At 67.3% G+C, this 17648-nt stretch carries 13 protein-coding genes; 6 read left to right on the top strand and 7 right to left on the bottom strand.

Annotation, left to right across the window (positions count from 1 at the left end; translation table 11 throughout):
* Window positions 1-5: 5 nt before the first annotated feature.
* Both SGRAN_RS18355 and SGRAN_RS18350 read right to left on the bottom strand, forming a co-directional pair.
* Entirely contained in the window at window positions 6-1607 is a 1602-nt protein-coding gene (locus SGRAN_RS18355; protein ID WP_067186033.1) for a S10 family peptidase, read from the bottom strand.
* Between the two features lie 52 nt (window positions 1608-1659).
* Window positions 1660-2439 (bottom strand): SDR family NAD(P)-dependent oxidoreductase, encoded by a 780-nt coding sequence (locus SGRAN_RS18350; protein WP_067186031.1) that lies wholly within the window; start codon window positions 2437-2439, stop codon window positions 1660-1662.
* An 88-nt stretch (window positions 2440-2527) separates the two neighbouring features.
* Between SGRAN_RS18350 and SGRAN_RS18345 the strand changes: the two genes are divergently transcribed.
* Window positions 2528-4051, top strand: coding sequence for an acyl-CoA carboxylase subunit beta (locus SGRAN_RS18345; protein ID WP_067186029.1), 1524 nt, complete (start codon window positions 2528-2530; stop codon window positions 4049-4051).
* Window positions 4052-4075: 24 nt separating this feature from the next.
* Here SGRAN_RS18345 and SGRAN_RS18340 read toward each other — a convergent pair whose 3' ends face one another.
* Entirely contained in the window at window positions 4076-4870 is a 795-nt protein-coding gene (locus tag SGRAN_RS18340; RefSeq protein WP_067186027.1) for an SDR family oxidoreductase, read from the bottom strand.
* Window positions 4871-5038: 168 nt separating this feature from the next.
* Here SGRAN_RS18340 and SGRAN_RS18335 point away from each other — a divergent pair, with 168 nt between their 5' ends.
* The 3 genes from SGRAN_RS18335 (at window position 5039) to SGRAN_RS18325 (ending at window position 8932) form a co-directional block, all read left to right on the top strand.
* The gene (locus tag SGRAN_RS18335) at window positions 5039-5305 is read left to right on the top strand and encodes a hypothetical protein (RefSeq protein WP_067186025.1); all 267 of its coding nucleotides are present in this window, start codon (window positions 5039-5041) and stop codon (window positions 5303-5305) included.
* A gap of 104 nt (window positions 5306-5409) precedes the next feature.
* Window positions 5410-8145, top strand: a complete 2736-nt coding sequence (gene secA / locus SGRAN_RS18330; protein WP_067106145.1) for a preprotein translocase subunit SecA — start codon at window positions 5410-5412, stop codon at window positions 8143-8145.
* Between the two features lie 55 nt (window positions 8146-8200).
* The gene (locus SGRAN_RS18325; protein ID WP_067106147.1) at window positions 8201-8932 is read left to right on the top strand and encodes a peptidase; all 732 of its coding nucleotides are present in this window, start codon (window positions 8201-8203) and stop codon (window positions 8930-8932) included.
* A 55-nt stretch (window positions 8933-8987) separates the two neighbouring features.
* On the opposite strand, the gene acs is transcribed toward SGRAN_RS18325, so the two are convergent.
* On the bottom strand, window positions 8988-10952 hold the full coding sequence (acs, locus tag SGRAN_RS18320) for an acetate--CoA ligase (RefSeq protein WP_067186023.1): 1965 nt from the start codon (window positions 10950-10952) through the stop codon (window positions 8988-8990).
* A 202-nt stretch (window positions 10953-11154) separates the two neighbouring features.
* On the opposite strand from acs, the gene amaB reads away from it, so the two are divergent.
* Complete coding sequence (gene amaB / locus SGRAN_RS18315) at window positions 11155-12654, top strand: L-piperidine-6-carboxylate dehydrogenase (RefSeq protein ID WP_067186021.1); 1500 nt, start codon at window positions 11155-11157, stop codon at window positions 12652-12654.
* Window positions 12655-12684: 30 nt separating this feature from the next.
* Here amaB and SGRAN_RS18310 read toward each other — a convergent pair whose 3' ends face one another.
* The 3 genes from SGRAN_RS18310 to fsa form a co-directional block, all read right to left on the bottom strand.
* Window positions 12685-14187: an acetyl-CoA acetyltransferase gene (locus SGRAN_RS18310; protein WP_067186019.1), complete on the bottom strand. Its 1503-nt coding sequence runs from the start codon at window positions 14185-14187 to the stop codon at window positions 12685-12687.
* A gap of 1 nt (window position 14188) precedes the next feature.
* Window positions 14189-14992, bottom strand: a complete 804-nt coding sequence (locus tag SGRAN_RS18305) for an enoyl-CoA hydratase-related protein (RefSeq protein ID WP_067186015.1) — start codon at window positions 14990-14992, stop codon at window positions 14189-14191.
* A gap of 368 nt (window positions 14993-15360) precedes the next feature.
* Entirely contained in the window at window positions 15361-16011 is a 651-nt protein-coding gene (gene fsa, locus SGRAN_RS18300) for a fructose-6-phosphate aldolase (protein ID WP_067186014.1), read from the bottom strand.
* A 210-nt stretch (window positions 16012-16221) separates the two neighbouring features.
* Between fsa and radA the strand changes: the two genes are divergently transcribed.
* Window positions 16222-17583, top strand: coding sequence for a DNA repair protein RadA (gene radA, locus SGRAN_RS18295; protein WP_067186013.1), 1362 nt, complete (start codon window positions 16222-16224; stop codon window positions 17581-17583).
* The last annotated feature ends 65 nt before the right edge of the window (window positions 17584-17648 follow it).

Raw genomic sequence — 17648 nt, 5'->3', positions numbered from 1 at the left:
GCGGATCAGTCGATATTGTCGGTGCGGCGGATGAAATCGGCGACGTCGGCGCGCATCTCGCGAAGCAACGGGACGTTGACATAGACCATGTGGCCGGCGGGATAATATTTATAGGCGATGTTCGCCTGCAGCTCCTTGGGAACCGGCAGGTGCTGAAGCTCGTACCAGCCCGCGAAATAGGGAGTGGAGACGTCGAAATAGCCGCCGGTGACGAGCAGCTTCATTTGCGGATTCTGCTTCATCGCGGCCGCCAGGTCGGGCAGCACGTTGGGGAGGGCGATCAGCGGCCTGCCGGCCTCGGGCGGTTCGTGCTTGTAGTCCCAGCTTCCATAGACGCCGAGGCTGCTCTCGTAATGCCGGCCCTCGCCATAGCCGAGCGTGCGCCGGGCGTAATCGTTGAACGCCGCGGTGTAGGCGCCGCCGATCGCGCTGCCCTGCGGATCGTAGGAGGCGGTCTTGCTCAGCGGGTCGAGCGTCGGCCCGGTGAAGCGCGTGTCGAGCGTCCCGGTCGTCTGCCCCTTGTCGGCGAGCAGTTCCTTCTGCATCGCGCCATATTCGATGCGCAGGTTCGTCTTGAGCAGATAGGCAAGCGGCAGGCCGGTATAGGCGTGGAGCCTTGCGGCGATCGCCTGCCGTTCATTGTCGGGAAGCCCGTTCCCCTTCATCAGCGCCAGCGCATAGTCGGTGGTGGCGAATTTCTCGACCTCGTCGAGGAAGGGGCGCAACTCGGGAGGATTGCCCGCGGCGCGCTTGTGGTACCAGGCGGTCGCGGCATAGGTCGGCAGCGACACGATATAAGGCAGGTCGACCCCGGGGTTGAGCTGCGGGTCGTCGGGGATGAGGTCCCAGTTCAGGATGTCGGACAGCAGGATCACGCCGTTGAGGTCGATGTCCTGCCGTTGCAGCGCCAGCGTCATCCCTGCGGCGCGCATCGTCCCATAGCTTTCGCCATAGAGATATTTGGGCGATTTCCAGCGGCCGTGTTTCGACAGGAAATCGCGGATGAAGACGGTGAAGGCGTGGATGTCCTGATCGACGCCGAAGAAGGCGTCGGCCTTGTCCTTGCCCGCGACGCGGCTGAAGCCGGTGCCCGGCGCGTCGACGAAGACGAGGTCGCTGACGCCCAGCAGGCTCTGGTCGTTGGCGACGATGCGATAGGGCGCGCTGCCGTGAACGAGATCGGGCGTCTCGACGCGCACCGGGCCGAAGGCGCCCATATGCAGCCACAGCGTCGGCGATCCGGGGCCGCCGTTGAAGAAGAAGGTGATCGGGCGGCTCTCGGCGGGGGCGTCCTCCTTGAAATAGGCAGTGTAAAACATCGACGCCTCGGCGTCGGGGACGTCCTTTCCGGCATCCTTGTCGCGGCGGCGTTCGGCGGCGAGCGTATCGGTCCAGCCCTTCGGATGGACGACCAGCGTGCCAGCCACCGCCTGATAGGCGATGGCGACGCCGTCGACCGTCACCGACCCCGCCGAGCGCACCTCGGTCGGCTCGAACATCGGGCCGGCGGGCGGCGCCGTTTCGGATACGGCGCGCGGTTCCTTCGACTGGGCGGCGGCGCAGCCGGCAAGCAGGACGGCAAGGGCAAGGGCGGCGAAGGATTTCATGGATCGGACCTCGGGATCATGGGGACGGGTCATAGGGGCGACGGTACGGGGGTCAGCGAAAGCTTCCCTGTCCGGCGCCGTCGATGTTGAGCTTTTGCCCCGAACAATAGGGATTGGCGTCGGAAACGAGCCACAGCACCGCCGCGGCGACATCGTCGGGCGTAGGTACGCGGCCAAAGGGAAATCTGGCGTCGAGGTGATGGATGTCGTCCTGCCCCGTGATCGCGCGTGCGAGCCGCTCGCCCATGTCGCTGACGGTCAGCGACGGCGCGACGATGTTGACGCGCACGCCGCTGCGCACCTCTTCCTTGGCGAGGGTGAGCGCCAGCGCCTCGGCTGCCGCCTTCGCCATGTTGTAGGGCGCGCCGTTCGCGGCGTGGTTCAGCGTTGCGACGCTCGAGATGACGACGATGTCGCTGCGCTCGTGCCGGCGAAGCTGCGGCAGCGCGAGGCGCGACACGCGATGGGCGCCGACCGCGTGGATGGCGAGCAGCTTCTCGACCTCGGCGGCGTCGGTGTCGGCGACGGTCCGGCCGCGGCTGGCGATGCCGGCGTTGTTGATCAGGATCGACATGGGACCGAAATCGGCCTCGATCGCGGCGACCATCGCGGCGGACGCCGCTTCGTCGGCGACCGATGCCTGATAGGCCCGAGCCTTGCGGCCGAGCGCGATCACCCCGGCCACCGTTTCGGCGGCGGCCTCGCCATCGCGCGTATAGTTGACCGCGATATTGGCGCCCGCCCTGGCCAGCGCCAGCGCAATGCCGCGCCCGATGCCGCGCGAGGCGCCGGTGACGAGCGCGGTGCGGCCTGCGAGGGTGATGTCGGTCATATCTCTTCTCTCCCCTTTGTCCCCTCTCGTAAACGGGAGGGGAGAAAATGGGAATGACGTTTCCGTCAACGTAAGCTAGCGTCGCGCGATGAGCTGGGAAAAGGAAGTCGCCGAACTCGCCGCGCGGCGCGCGATGGCGGAGAAGATGGGCGGCGCCGAAAAGGTCGCGCGCCAGCACAGCCGCGGCAAGATGGACGCGCGGGCGCGGCTCGCCGCGATCGTCGACGCGGGCAGCTTTCGCGAGATCGGGCAGATCGCGGGACGGGGCACTTATGGCCCCGACGGCGAACTGGAAGATCTGGCTGCGAGCAACTTCATCTTCGGCCGCGCCAATATCGACGGGCGGCCGGTGGTCGCGAGCGCCGACGACTTCACCGTGCGCGGCGGCGCGGCCGATGCGGCACTGCACCGCAAGTTCATCCAGTGCGAGGCGATGGCGCACGAATATCGCCTGCCGCTGATCCGCATGATCGACGGCACCGGCGGCGGCGGGTCGGTCAAGACGCTGGAGGACATGGGCTATACCTATATCCCGCATGTGCCCGGCTGGGACCAGATCATCGCCAATCTCGATACGGTGCCGGTGGTCGCGCTCGCGCTGGGGCCGACGGCCGGGCTGGGCGCGGCGCGGGTCGTCGCGAGCCACTACAGCCTGATGGTGCGCGGCCTGTCGCAGCTTTTCGCGGCGGGGCCGGCGGTCGCGGCGGCGATCGGCGACACGCTCGACCGCGAGGAACTGGGCGGCAGCGACGTGCATACGCGCAACGGCGTCGTCGACGACGAGGTGGCAAGCGAGGCGGAGGCGTTCGCGCGCGCCCGCCGCTTCCTGTCCTATCTGCCGTCGTCGATCCACGATCGCGCGGTGCGGACGAAGAACCGCGACCCTGCGGGCCGGCGCGAGGAGGCGCTGCTGTCGGCCGTGCCGCGCGAGGCGAAGCAGGTCTATTCGATGCGGCGCATCGCCGAAGCCGTGTTTGACAAGGGCAGCGTCTTCGAAATGGGCGCGCGCTGGGGACGGGCGGTCATCACCGCCTTTGCCCGCCTCGACGGCTGGCCGGTCGCGGTGCTCGCCAGCGATCCCACCTACCTTGGCGGATCGTGGGACGCGAAGACGAGCGAGAAGGCCGAGCGCTTCGTCAAGCTCGCCGACCAGTTCCACCTGCCGATCGTCCACCTCGTCGACAATCCGGGCTTCATGATCGGCGGCGAGGCCGAGCGGACGGGGACGATCCGCTATGGTGTGCAGGCGATGAACGCGATCTACCGCGCGTCGGTGCCGCTCGCGTCGGTGGTCGTGCGGCGCGCCTACGGCATCGCGGGGAGCGCGATGTCGAACGCCGAGCGCTTCCAGTACCGCTTCGCCTGGCCGTCGGGCGACTGGGGCAGCCTGCCGATCGAGGGCGGAGTCGAGGTCGCCTACAAGAGCGAGCTGGAAGCGGCCGAAGACCCGGCGGCGCATCTGGAGGCGATCCGCGAACGGCTCAACCGCGTACGCAGCCCGTTCCGCACCGCGGAGAAGTTCGGGGTCGAGGACATCATCGACCCGCGCGACACGCGGCCGCTGCTGTGCGAGTTCGCGGAGCTCGCGTGGCGGGTGGTCGGGCGGGACTAGTAGGGATGGCGCGTCAAGCTCGGCCTATTCCCCCAGGCCGTCGACCTTCTTCGACTGCTTGACGATCAGGCCGGGGAACCAGCGGGCAAGGCGGGCAAGACGCTTCGCCATCTTGCCCACCGTCACATGCACCCGGTCGCCGTGCACCGCGTCCCACGCCGCTTCGGCGACGCGTTCGACGGGCACAATCTCATATCCGTTCGCCGACAGGCGGTTGCGCGCGGGCTCGTTGCTGTCGGCGCTGACCTGATCGAGCAGCGGGGTGTCGATGAAGCCCGGCATCAGCGAGCGGACCTTGATGCCGTGCTTGGCGAATTCGATGTCGAGGGCCTCGGTCAGGCCGCGCACTGCAAATTTGGTCGCCGAATAGATGGCGAGCCCCCCGACGCCGTAGAAGCCCGATGCGGAGCCCGTGTTGAGGATCGTCGCCCCCGGCGTCGCGCGGAGCAGCGGCAGCGCCGCGTAGATGCCGTTGACGACGCCGCCGAAGTTGATCGCGATCAGTCGGTCGGCCTCCTCGGGCGGCATGTCGATCAACTGGCCCCCCGTTCCGATGCCGGCATTGTTGAACAACACGTCGAGCCGCCCGCCGCTCGCCGCCGCGAAATCGGCAAGCGCCGCCCGCCACTGGTCGCGGTCGCGCACGTCCATGACATGGCGCGACGAGGCGCCGTCGGGAAGCAGCGCCGCGGTTTCGTCGACCCCTTGCGCATTGACGTCGGCGATGCCGACGAACCAGCCCTGCGCGGCGAAATGTCGCGCGGTCGCCCGGCCGATCCCCGATCCGCCGCCGGTGATGAAAATTGCCTTCCTCGTCATCGCGCCCTCCCTGACATATTTGTCAGCGAGGGATGGAGCGTCGGAAGCCCGTGCGTCAAGCGGCAATGCCGATCCGGGGTCAGGACCCTAGACGTGGCAGGGCTTTCACCCTATGTTCAGCGTCGCGTGCGCATAGGGGTGCGCGCTCAACCTGAAGAGGGGCGATTCTTGCGGTTATTGCTGACCCTTTTGGCCTTGCTGACCGGCCTCGCCGGTGCGGACCGGGCCGTGGCCGCGCCGCTGGCGCCCGCCACGATGGGGTCGCTCGTCCTGCTCGCCGATGTGGCGAGCCAGAGCGAGAATAACAACAAGGTTCGCCGTCCCGTCGACCCGACCCCGACCCGCCGCGCCTCCTGCGCCTGCCGCAAGGCGCCGCGCTCGTCGGCGCCGCATCTTCCCGGCCTGCTCGGCCGCATCGACCGGGCGCTCGAATAGCCTTTTTCGCGGGCCTTCGCGCCTGACGATCGACCAGCGGCCGCAATCAGCGGCCCGGCGGCGCACAAGCCGCCTCTTTCAGTTCATATACCAAGGAAATCGCCATGTTCGGCAGCTTCGCCAAAAGCCTTTTCGGTTCGTCCAACGACCGCTACGTCGCCTCGATCCGCAAGATCGTCACCGGGATCAACGCCTTCGAGCCCGCGATGGAGGCGCTCGACGACGACGGCCTGCGCGCGCAGACACAGAAATTCCGCGACCGGCTCGAAGCCGGCGAGACGCTCGACGATATCCTGCCCGAAGCCTTCGCCACCGTCCGCGAGGCCGCTAGGCGCCGGCTCGGCATGCGGCATTTCGACGTGCAGATGGTCGGCGGCATCGTCATCCACCGCGGCGAGATCGCCGAGATGGCGACCGGCGAGGGCAAGACGCTGATGGCGACGCTGCCCGTCTATCTGAACGCGCTCGAGGGCAAGGGCGTCCACGTCGTCACGGTCAACGACTATCTGGCTCGCCGCGACGCCGAATGGATGGCCGAGGTCTATGGCTTCCTTGGCCTCACCACCGGCGTCATCGTCCCGAACCTCAACGAGACGCAGCGGCGCGAAGCCTATAATTGCGACATCACCTATGCGACGAACAACGAACTGGGGTTCGACTATCTGCGCGACAACATGAAGTTCGACCGCACGCAGATGGTGCACCGCCCCTTCAACTTCGGCATCGTCGACGAGGTCGATTCGATCCTGATCGACGAGGCGCGCACGCCGCTGATCATCTCGGGCCCGACCGACGACAAGTCGGAACTCTACATCCGCGTCAACGAGGTGGTGAATCAGCTCGTCGAAGCCGATTACGAGAAGGACGAGAAGACCAAGTCGATCAGTCTGACCGAGGATGGCACCGAGCATGTCGAGCGGTTGCTCGAGGCCGCCGGGCTGCTCCAGGGCAGCAACCTCTACGACATCGAGAACACCCAGGTCGTCCATCACGTCAACCAGGCGCTAAAGGCGATCCAGATGTTCCGCCGCGACACCGACTATATCGTCAAGGACGACAAGGTCGTCATCATCGACGAGTTCACCGGCCGCATGATGGACGGCCGCCGCTGGTCCGACGGCCTGCACCAGGCGGTCGAGGCGAAGGAAGGGGTCAAGATCGAGCCCGAGAACCAGACGCTCGCGTCGATCACCTTCCAGAATTATTTCCGCATGTACCCGAAGCTCGCGGGCATGACCGGCACCGCGGCGACCGAGGCGGCCGAATTCTTTGAAATCTACAAGATGAACGTCGTCACCATCCCGACCAATCGCCCGATCGCGAGGGCCGACGAGGAGGACGAGTTCTACAAGAACATCACCGACAAGTTCGGCGCCATCGCGCGCACGATCCGCGAGGCGAACGAGCGCGGCCAGCCGGTGCTGGTCGGCACCGTGTCGATCGAGAAGTCGGAACTGCTCTCCTCCTTCCTCGAAAAGGAGGGCGTCGCGCACAGCGTGCTCAACGCGCGCTTCCACGAGAGCGAGGCCAATATCGTCGCGCAGGCGGGGCGGCTGGGCGCCGTCACCATCGCGACCAACATGGCGGGCCGCGGCACCGACATCAAGCTGGGCGGCAATGAGGAATCGCGCATCGAGAACGAAGTGGGCGACATGCCCGCGGGGCCCGAGCGCGACGCGGCCGAAGCGCGCATCCGCGAGGAGGTCGCCGCCGAACGCGAGGCGGTGAAGGCGGCGGGCGGGCTGTTCGTGCTCGGCACCGAACGCCATGAAAGCCGCCGCATCGACAACCAGCTGCGCGGCCGCTCGGGACGCCAGGGCGACCCCGGCCTGTCGAAATTCTACCTGTGCCTCGACGACGACCTGCTGCGCATCTTCGGCCCCGACACGCTGTTCGCCAAGATGATGAACAAGAATCTGGAGGACGGCGAGGCGATCGGGTCGAAATGGCTGTCGAAGGCGATCGAGACCGCGCAGAAGAAGGTCGAGGCGCGCAACTACGACATCCGCAAGCAGGTCGTCGAATATGACAACGTCATGAACGACCAGCGCAAGGTCATCTACGACCAGCGCGGCGAGATCATCGACAGCGACACGGTCGACGACGCGATGGACGCGATGCGCGCCGAAACGGTCAATTCGATCGTCGCCGACGCCTGCCCGCCCGGCAGCTATCCCGAGCAGTGGGACATCGCGCAGATGAAGGCGCGCATCGCCGACGTGCTCGAACTGACGCCGCCGCTCGAAGCGTGGATGGAAGAGGACGAGGTCGATCCCGAAATCTTCGAGGAGCGCATCCAGAAGATGGCCGAGGACGCCGCCGCCGCGAAGGCGGCGCAGGTCGACCCCGAAACGTGGCGCGGGATCGAGAAGTCGATCCTGCTCCAGACGCTCGACCATCATTGGAAGGAGCATCTGTCGACGCTCGACGCGCTGCGCCAGGTCGTCTTCCTGCGCGCCTATGCGCAGAAGCAGCCTATCAACGAATATAAGCAGGAAGCCTTCGCCCTGTTCGAGCGCATGCTCCAGAACATCCGCGAGGATGTGACGCGCACCGTCGCGCGGATCGACTTCCAGTTCCAGGAGCCCGAGCCGCTGCCGCTGCCCGATCTCCCCGACTTCCTGACCACGCACATCGACCCCTTCACCGGCGAGGACAACAGCGCCGACATCGACGGCGGATCGCTCGGCGTGATCGCCGACACGCTGCCCCCGATGGCGGCGCCGCGCCCCGACCTGCCCGAGGGTGAGAATCCTTATGCGGCGATGGAGATCAGCCGCAACGCGCCCTGTCCCTGCGGGTCGGGCCGCAAATACAAGCATTGCCACGGGGCGCTTTGAGGCCGCGCGCGCCGCTGCCCTTGACGGCGGCGGCGGACCGGGCGAACTTCGGGCGATGACCTATTGCGTCGGCATGCGCCTGAACAAGGGACTGGTGTTCATGTCGGACACCCGCACCAACGCGGGTGTCGACGACATCTCGCAGGTCCGGAAGATGCGGAGCTGGCACGTCCCCGGCGAGCGCGTGATCACGCTGATGTCGGCGGGCAATCTGGCGACGACGCAGGGGGTCGTCAGCCTGCTCGACGAGCGGCTGAAGGCACCCGGCGACCGGCATCCGCCGATCCTCACCGCGGCGTCGATGTTCGAGGTCGCGACGATCATCGGCGAGACGTTGCGCGGCATCGTGATGCGCTATGGCGCGGAGGGCCAGAACGCCGAATCGATCTTCCGCGCCTCGCTGATCGTCGGGGGACAGATCCGCGGCGGCGAACCGCGGCTGTTCCTGATCTATCCCGAGGGCAATTTCATCGAATCGGGCGAGGATAATCCCTTCTTCCAGATCGGCGAGACCAAATACGGTCGCCCGATGATCGTCCGCTCCTATCATCCCGCCATGGCGTTCGAGGACGCTGTGAAGCTGTTGTGCGTCTCGTTCGATTCGACGATCCGCGCCAACGCCGGGGTCGACCTGCCGATCGACCTGAAGGTCCACGCGCGCGACGATTTCACCACCGTGCGCGAACGCCGCTTCGAACGTGGCGATCCCTATTACCAGAGCGTGTCCGACGGCTGGGCCGCGGCGCTGGGGCACGCGCTCGACACGCTGCCGGACTTTCATTTCTGACGCCCGGCATTTCTGACGACCGACGCCGCTCCGGCTTTCGCCGGAGGCGGGGAAGCTACCGGTTCCGCCGCTCCTCGATCAGCCCATCGACCAGGCTCGGGTCGGCGAGGGTCGAAGTGTCGCCGAGCGACCCGAAGTCGTTTTCCGCGATCTTGCGCAGGATGCGCCGCATGATCTTGCCCGAGCGCGTCTTGGGCAGCGCCGGGGTCAGGTGGATATGGTCGGGGGTCGCGATCGGGCCGATCTCGGTGCGCACCTGCTGCTTCAGCATGGTGACGATCTCGTCGGTCGGCTCGATGCCCGCGTTCAACGTGACATAGGCGTAGATGCCCTGGCCCTTGATGTCATGCGGGAAGCCGACGACCGCCGCCTCCGCCACCAGTTCGTGCAGCACCAGCGCGCTTTCGACCTCGGCGGTGCCCATGCGGTGTCCCGACACGTTGATGACGTCGTCGACGCGGCCGGTGATCCGCCAATAGCCTTCGGCGTCGCGGCGGCAGCCGTCGCCGGTGAAATATTTGCCCTTGTAGGTCGAGAAATAGGTCTGAACGAAGCGCTCGTGATCGCCATAGACAGTGCGCATCTGCCCCGGCCAGCTGTGCGTGATGCACAGATTGCCCTCGGCGACCCCGCCATCCTGTTCGTCGGCGAGGACGTTGCCGTCGGCATCGACGAGTTGCGGCCGGACGCCGAAGAAGGGGCGCCCCGCGCTTCCCGGCTGCATCGGATGCGCGCCGGGCAGGGTGGTGATCATCGTGCCGCCGGTCTCGGTCTGCCACCAGGTGTCGACCACCGGCACGCGACCCTTGCCGACGACGTCGTGGTACCAGCGCCACGCCTCCGGGTTGATCGGTTCGCCGACGCTGCCCAGCAGGCGCAGCGACGACAGGTCGTGGCGCGTCACATAATCGTCGCCTTCGCGCATCAGCGCGCGGATCGCGGTCGGCGCGGTATAGAGGATGTCGACCTTGTGCTTGTCGACGACCTGCCAGAAGCGGTCGTGGTCGGGATAGTTGGGAACGCCCTCGAACATCAGCGTCGTCGCGCCGTTCTGTAGCGGGCCGTAGACGACATAGCTGTGCCCGGTGACCCAGCCGATATCGGCGGTGCACCAGAAGATCTCGCCGGGGCGATAGTCGAAGCCGTACCAGAAGGTCGATGCGATCCACACCGAATAGCCGCCGGTGGTGTGGAGCACGCCCTTGGGCTTGCCGGTCGAGCCCGAGGTATAGAGGATGAACAGCGGGTCCTCCGCCCCCATCGGCTCGCAGGGACATTCGGCGCCGACGTCGGCCGACAGCGCGTCGTACCAATGGTCGCGGCCTTCCTTCATCGCGATGTCGCCGCCGGTGTGCGCGATGACGAGCACGCCTTTCACCGCGACGCGTTCGAGCGCCTTGTCGACATTGGCCTTCAGCGGAATGGTGCGGCCGCCGCGCAGCCCCTCGTCGGCGCAGATCACCCAGTCGCTGCCGCAATCCTCGATACGACCGTGGATCGCCTCGGGCGAGAAGCCGCCGAAGATGACGCTGTGGATTGCGCCGATCCGCGCGCAGGCGAGCATCGCCACCGCGCCTTCGGGGATCATCGGCATATAGATGGTGACGCGGTCGCCCTTGCGGACACCCAGCTTCTTCAGCGTGTTCGCCATGCGGACGACGTCGGCGAGCAGCGCGGCATAGCTGATCGTCCGTGCCTCGCCGACGGGGGCGTCGGGTTCGAAGATGATCGCGGTCCGGTCGCCGCGGCCCGCCGCGACATGGCGGTCGAGCGCATTGTGGCAGAGGTTGAGGACGCCGTCCTCATACCATTTGATGCTGACGGGATCGAACGACCAGTTGGCGATCTTCGTGGGCGGGGTGAACCAGTCGAGCCGTTCGGCCTCCTTCGCCCAGAAGGCATCGGGATCGGCGATGCTTTCGGCATAGAGCCGCTCGTAATCGGCGGCGCTGGTGTGCGTGTTCGCCGCTGCCGCGGGTGGGACCGGGACGAAGGGCTCGGAAGGGGGCAGTTCGGACATCCTTGATTCTCCCGTTATCCGGCCCATCGATCACCGTCCGGTGCCGTCGGCCGCGACTCCATATCGTCCTCCTTATCCGTTCGAATCGAGCGAAGTCGAGATGTCCGTCGGTCGCATATGCCTTCGGGATGCCGCGACCGCGCTCGACACGAACGGGGAGAGGGGCTTAGACGGCAGCCAGTTTACAACGAAAGGATCGATCATGGCCCCGATCGGCGCAGAGACCGCGCGCTTGCTCGACGCATTGGGTGTCGACCGTGCCGCATGGACCGACGGATCGATGCCGTCGCTGTCGCCGCTGACCGGCGAGCAGGTCGCGATGGTGCGCGTTTCCGGCGCGGCCGACATCGATGCGGCGCTGGATCGCGCGACCGCGGCATTCCGCGCGTGGAGCCGGGTTCCGGCGCCGCGGCGCGGCGAGTTGGTGCGGCTGTTCGGCGAGGAATTGCGCGCCGCGAAGGATAGCCTCGCCCGGCTGGTGACGATCGAGGCGGGCAAGATTCCCTCGGAGGGCGCGGGCGAGGTGCAGGAGATGATCGACATCTGCGACTTCGCGGTCGGGCTGTCGCGGCAGCTCTATGGCCTCACCATCGCGACCGAGCGCCCGGGGCACCGGATGATGGAGGTCTGGCACCCGCTCGGCGTCATCGGCGTGATCTCGGCCTTCAATTTCCCGGTCGCGGTATGGGCGTGGAACGCCGCGCTGGCGCTGGTGTGCGGCAACAGCGTGGTGTGGAAGCCGTCCGAAAAGACGCCGCTCACCGCGCTGGCGACACAGGCGATCTTCGAGCGCGCGCTGGCGCGTTTCGGCGAAGCGCCCGCGGGGCTGTCGCAGCTTCTGATCGGTGGGCGCGAGGCGGGCGAGGCCCTGGTCGACGACGCCCGCGTCGCGCTCGTTTCGGCGACCGGCTCGACGCGGATGGGCCGCGCGGTCGCGCCGCGGCTGGCCGGGCGCTTCGCGCGCGCGATCCTCGAACTCGGCGGCAACAACGGCGTGATCGTCGCGCCGTCGGCCGACCTCGACCTCGCGCTGCGCGGGGTGGCGTTCGGGGCGATGGGCACGGCGGGGCAGCGCTGCACGACGACGCGGCGGCTGTTCGTCCACGACAGCATACATGACGCCTTCGTCGCGCGGCTGAAAGCCGCCTATGCGAGCGTCGCGGTCGGCAACCCGCTGGAAGGCGACGTGCTCGTCGGGCCGCTGATCGACCGGGCCGCGTTCGAGGCGATGCAGGCGGCGCTGGCCGCCGCGCGCGATGCGGGCGGCGTCGTCCATGGCGGGACGCGCGTCGGCGAGGGCGCGAGCTATTATGTCCGTCCGGCGCTGGTCGAGATGCCGGGGCAGGTTGGGCCGGTGCTGGAGGAGACGTTCGCGCCGATCCTCTACGTGATGCGCTACGACGATCTGGACGCGGCGATCCGGCTGCACAACGCCGTCGCCGCGGGGCTGTCGTCGGCGATCTTCACGCGCGACCTGACCGAGGCCGAGCGCTTCCTCGCCGCAAGCGACTGCGGCATCGCCAACGTCAATCTGGGGACGAGCGGGGCCGAGATCGGCGGCGCCTTCGGCGGCGAGAAAGAGACGGGCGGCGGCCGCGAATCGGGGTCGGACAGCTGGAAGGCCTATATGCGCCGCGCGACGAACACGGTGAATTATTCGGACGCGCTGCCGCTCGCGCAGGGAGTGTCGTTCGAAATCTAGCTTCCCTTCCACAAGCGGGAGGGGAGAGGGTTACGTTCGTCGCCAGCCGAATCCCTCGTCCAGCGCCACGATCCGCCCTTCGGTGCCCACCGGCTCGTGCGTGCCGTCGGTCAGGAACGCCAGCATCGCCGCGTCGCGCACGTCGACATGCGCGAGCGTGCGCTGCCCTTCGGGCGTGCGCGCGACGACGACGCCTGCCCTGGGCGCGCCGTCGCGCCCGTAGAAGACCGTATAGCTCTCGATCGTCGCCGGCCCCGCATAATCCTCGACGAGTTCGGGGACGGGACCGCGCTTTTCCTCGGCTTCGGCCTGATGGTCGAAATCCTGCGGAAAGCGTGCCGCGGCGATCGGCCGGTTGCCCAGCACGATGCAATGATTGTCGGTCGCGAAACCGCCATTGGCGAACAGGAAGCCATAGCGGCCTTCGCGGCGCAGCTTGTCGACCATCGAGACGACCGCGTGGCTCATGTAATTGGCGATCGGGCCGCCGCCGAAGGTCAGGCCGCCGAACACGCTTGCGGGCCGGTCCCACGGCCAGCCGAGGATGCGCCGCGCCATCTTGGGCACGCAGGGAAAGCAGCTGTAGAGTTCGACGCAGTCGAAATCCTCGACCGTCATGCCGTTCAGGTCGAGCGTGCGGGCGATCGACGTCTCCATGCTGACGCTATGGTCGTAGCGGTCGCGCGCCAGAATGCTCGCGGGTTCCTTCGCGGCCGCGCCCATGCCGACATAGATCAGCCGATCCTCGGCGATGCCGCGCCGCCGTGCCTCGGCAAGGCTGGCGACGAGGAAGCCCGCGCCCTGGTTCACCGACGAATTGGCGACCATCAGCTTCGAATAGGGAAAGGCGATCGGGCGGTTGCGTTCGTTCACATCGAGGATGTCGGCGGGCGAGGCGGGCTTTCTTATCCATGCGCCGGGGTTTTCCGCCGCGACCTCCGAAAAGCGCGACCAGATTTCGGCGCTTTCGAACTGCGCGTCCTCGAGGCTTTCGCCCCACGCCGCGCGCGTCGCATTTTCGTAGAGCGGATAGATGTCGACCGGCGCCGACAGGCCGTGCCTCTGGGCGTAGTTGGGCTCGCGCCGCGTCGCCACCTTGCGCACGGCATTATAGCTCTTGTCCTCGCCGCTCGCCGCCTTGGCGGCGCGACCCGCGGCGGTGCGCAGCGCCTCGCCACCGACGACGGCCGCCAGCTTGACCTCGCCCGCGCCGATGCGGTTCGCGGCCTCGTTGAGCAGGCGGATCGGCGTGTCGCCATGCGGTGCCGCCGACTGGTAGTTGATCGCGGGCGCCGCCCCGATCGCCGCCGCGAGCGGTTCGCATAGCTTGCCGAGATGATGGAAGCTGATCTGGTCGACGATCGCGAGACTGTCGATGTCGGCGAGCGGAACGCCGGCGTCCTGCGCCGCGACCTTTAACGCCTCGACCATCAGGCCGAGCGAGTCGAGCCCCCGGTCGGGATCGTCGGGGCGGTCGCCCACCTGCCCGACGCCGATGATGACGGGAATGCGTTCGGGATCGGTCATGCTCATGTCAGCGTGCCTTCCACACCGGCTTGCGTTTCTCCGCGAAGGCGCGCGGGCCTTCGCGCGCGTCCTCGCTCGCCATCAGCGCCTTGCGTTCGCGGCTGTTGTCGGCCCAATGCGCATCGTCGCCGGCGATCTGTCCGTCCTGCATCCGGAGCGCGACGCGCTTCGACGCCTGCACCGACAAGGGGGCGTTGCCCGCGATCTTCTCGGCGAGCGCGATCGCGGTCGGCATCAGCTCGGCGAGCGGCACGACGCGGTTGGCGAAACCATAGCGCAGCGCGGTCTCGGCATCGAAGGGATCGCCGGTCAGCAGATGTTCCATCGCCAGCTTCGGCGGCAGCTGCTTGACGATGCGGAAGGCGCCGCCCGCCGCCGCGAACAGCCCGACCTTGACCTCGGGCAGGCCGAACTGCGCATTTTCGGCGGCGACGATCAGGTCGCACATCAGCGCAAGCTCGCAGCCGCCACCGAAGGCGAAGCCGTTGACCGCGCCGATGACCGGTTTCGAGATCGGGTGCGCGGCAAAGCCGCCGAAGCCCCATGCCTGCTGCGCCTTGTCTTCGGGCGCCAGCGCGCCGCCGCGCGACAGGGCGACGAGATCGGCGCCCGCGCAGAATGCCTTGTCGCCCGCGCCGGTGATGATGACGACGCGGATTTCGGGGTCGCTTTCCGCTTCGTCGAGCGCGGTGCCGATGCCGACGTGGACCGCCGCGTTGACGGCGTTGCGCGCCTCGGGCCGGTTGATCGTGACGATCAATATATGACCGTTGCGTGTCGTCAGGACGGCGGGGGCGGCGGTGTCGGTCATGCGAATCTCTCCCTTTCGGGCGAGTATCGGCGCGAGTTGACGTTTACGTCAACTGCTAACCGCCGCCGCCGCGAAGGCGGGGCCGCGCGCCACTTCCTTCTCGTCACCCTGAACTTGTTTGGCATATGTGCCCTTCAGACACGTAAGGCGTGTTCCCCGGCGAAAGCCGGGGTCCAGATGGCGCTGCTCCGCGTGGACCCCGGCTTTCGCCGGGGAACAGCTACCTGTCCGAAAGGGATAATTGCCAACTTGTTTCAGGGCCCATGGCCGGCCCTCTCCCGTAGCGCGGCGTTCGCCGGAGATTCGGGCCATGGATGCTGAAACAAGTTCAGCATGACGAATTGAGGACGGGCGTCGTCCGTGTCGCGTCAGATCGACTGCCCGGTCTTCGCCCAGTCGGCGAGGAAGCCTTCGATGCCCTTTTCGGTCAGGACATGCTTGAACAGTCCCTTGATGACCGACGGCGGCGCGGTCATCACGTCGGCGCCGATCTTCGCGGCTTCGAGCACGTGGATGCCGTGGCGCACGCTGGCGACGAGGATTTCGGTGTCGAAGGCGTAATTGTCGTAGATCAGGCGGATATCCGCGATCAGCTGCATGCCGTCGAAGCCGTTGTCGTCGTGACGCCCGACGAAGGGCGAGACGAAGGTCGCCCCCGCCTTTGCCGCGAGCAGCGCCTGCGTCGCCGAGAAGCAGAGCGTGACGTTGACCATCGTCCCGTCGCCAATCAGCGCCTTGCAGGTCTTGAGCCCGTCGATGGTCAGCGGCACCTTGATGCAGACATTGTCGGCGATCTTGCGGAGGATTTCGGCCTCCTTCATCATCGTTTCATGGTCGAGCGCGACCACCTCGGCCGACACGGGGCCGTCGACGAGGGCGCAGATTTCCTTGGTCACCTCCTTGAAGTCGCGGCCCGACTTGGCGATCAGCGACGGGTTGGTCGTGACGCCGTCGAGCAGGCCGGTCGCGGCGAGTTCCTGAATGGCGTCGATTTCGGCGGTGTCGGCGAAGAATTTCATGGCGCTGGTGATCCTGCTGGATGGTGATTCGGGATTGCGACCGCCCTAGAGCAACGCGTGCGAAATATGAACCGTCCCTCCAATCTCGTTCGTGCTGAGCTTGTCGAAGCACCGCATTTTCTTCGATTTCAAGAAGGACGGCCCTTCGACAAGCTCAGGGCGAACGGATTAGGGGTGGCGTTCGACCTTTGTTCCTATTAAGCGCCAGCCATGGCCAAAGCGAAACGCCAATATGTCTGCCAGAATTGCGGCGCCGTCAGCTATCGCTGGCAGGGCCAGTGCGCCGATTGCGGCGAGTGGAACACGCTGGTCGAGGAAGCGGCCGAAACGGTCTTTTCCGCGAAGCACGACCTGTCGAAGGGCGGCCGCACGCTCGCGCTCGAAACGCTCGACGAACAGAGTGCGATGCCCGAGCGGATGCTGTGCGGCATCGCCGAGTTCGACCGCGCGCTCGGCGGCGGCTTCGTCGCCGGGTCGGCGACGCTGATCGGCGGCGATCCGGGGATCGGCAAATCGACCTTGCTGCTTCAGGCCGCGGGCCGGATCGCCAGGGCGGGCAAGTCGGTCGTCTATATCAGCGGCGAGGAAGCGGCGGCGCAGGTGCGGCTGCGCGCGCAGCGGCTGGGGCTCGGCGACGCGCCGGTGGCACTGGCGAGCGCGACTTCGGTGCGCGACATCCTCGCGACGCTGGAGGGGCGCGGCGCCGATTTCGTCGTCATCGATTCGATCCAGACGATGCACAGCGACCTGATCGACAGCGCGCCGGGCACCGTCAGCCAGGTGCGCGCGAGCGCGCAGGAACTGATCCGCTATGCCAAGGACAGCGGCGCGGCGATCGTGCTCGTCGGCCATGTGACGAAGGACGGAACGATCGCGGGACCGCGCGTGCTCGAACATATGGTCGACACCGTGCTGGCGTTCGAGGGCGAGCGCAGCCACCAGTATCGCATCCTGCGCGCGGTCAAGAACCGCTTCGGCGGCACCGACGAGATCGGGGTGTTCGCGATGGGCGAGGAGGGGCTGGGCGAGGTCGCCAACCCGTCGAGCCTGTTCCTGACCGACCGCAGCCGCGACGTGCCGGGGTCGGTGGTGTTCCCCGCGCTGGAGGGCACGCGGCCGGTGCTGGTCGAGGTGCAGGCGCTGACCGTCCGCCTTGCGAGCGGCGCGACGCCGCGCCGCGCCGTCGTCGGCTGGGACAGCGGGCGGCTCGCGATGGTGCTCGCGGTGCTCGAGGCGCGCTGCGGGCTCCAGATGGGGAGCGCCGAAGTCTATCTGAACATCGCGGGCGGCTATCGCCTCACCGATCCGGCGGCCGACCTCGCGGTGGCGGCGGCGCTGATCTCTGCGTTCAGCGAGCGGCCGGTGCCCGCCGATGCGATCGTCTTCGGCGAACTGTCGCTGTCGGGCGAGGTGCGTCCGGTCGCGCACGACGCGCTGCGCCTGCGCGAGGCGGCGAAGCTCGGCTTTTCAAGCGGCTGGGGGCCAAAGGGGATGAAGGGTGTGAAGGGGATCGGCGTCACCGGCTTCGGCCGGCTCGGCGAACTCGTTGACCTGATGCTCGGGCGTGCCTAGATCGACGGACATCAAGCTATTCCGTTCGCCCTGAGCTTGTCGAGGGGCTGTTCTTTCTGCCGGGA

Origin of the sequence: Sphingopyxis granuli (assembly GCF_001559015.1) — a bacterium.
Lineage (GTDB): Bacteria > Pseudomonadota > Alphaproteobacteria > Sphingomonadales > Sphingomonadaceae > Sphingopyxis > Sphingopyxis granuli.
Note: the sequence above shows the minus strand (reverse complement) of the source record. Positions and strands in the feature narration are given on the sequence as shown.

Bases quoted from the DNA above. Each gene is read 5' to 3' on its own strand.
- SGRAN_RS18355 (WP_067186033.1), bottom strand. From the start codon at position 1,607: ATGAAATCCTTCGCCGCCCTTGCCCTTGCCGTCCTGCTTGCCGGCTGC.
- SGRAN_RS18350 (WP_067186031.1), bottom strand. From the start codon at position 2,439: ATGACCGACATCACCCTCGCAGGCCGCACCGCGCTCGTCACCGGCGCC.
- SGRAN_RS18345 (WP_067186029.1), top strand. From the start codon at position 2,528: ATGAGCTGGGAAAAGGAAGTCGCCGAACTCGCCGCGCGGCGCGCGATG.
- SGRAN_RS18340 (WP_067186027.1), bottom strand. From the start codon at position 4,870: ATGACGAGGAAGGCAATTTTCATCACCGGCGGCGGATCGGGGATCGGC.
- secA (WP_067106145.1), top strand. From the start codon at position 5,410: ATGTTCGGCAGCTTCGCCAAAAGCCTTTTCGGTTCGTCCAACGACCGC.
- SGRAN_RS18325 (WP_067106147.1), top strand. From the start codon at position 8,201: ATGACCTATTGCGTCGGCATGCGCCTGAACAAGGGACTGGTGTTCATG.
- acs (WP_067186023.1), bottom strand. From the start codon at position 10,952: ATGTCCGAACTGCCCCCTTCCGAGCCCTTCGTCCCGGTCCCACCCGCG.
- amaB (WP_067186021.1), top strand. From the start codon at position 11,155: ATGGCCCCGATCGGCGCAGAGACCGCGCGCTTGCTCGACGCATTGGGT.
- SGRAN_RS18310 (WP_067186019.1), bottom strand. From the start codon at position 14,187: ATGAGCATGACCGATCCCGAACGCATTCCCGTCATCATCGGCGTCGGG.
- SGRAN_RS18305 (WP_067186015.1), bottom strand. From the start codon at position 14,992: ATGACCGACACCGCCGCCCCCGCCGTCCTGACGACACGCAACGGTCAT.
- fsa (WP_067186014.1), bottom strand. From the start codon at position 16,011: ATGAAATTCTTCGCCGACACCGCCGAAATCGACGCCATTCAGGAACTC.
- radA (WP_067186013.1), top strand. From the start codon at position 16,222: ATGGCCAAAGCGAAACGCCAATATGTCTGCCAGAATTGCGGCGCCGTC.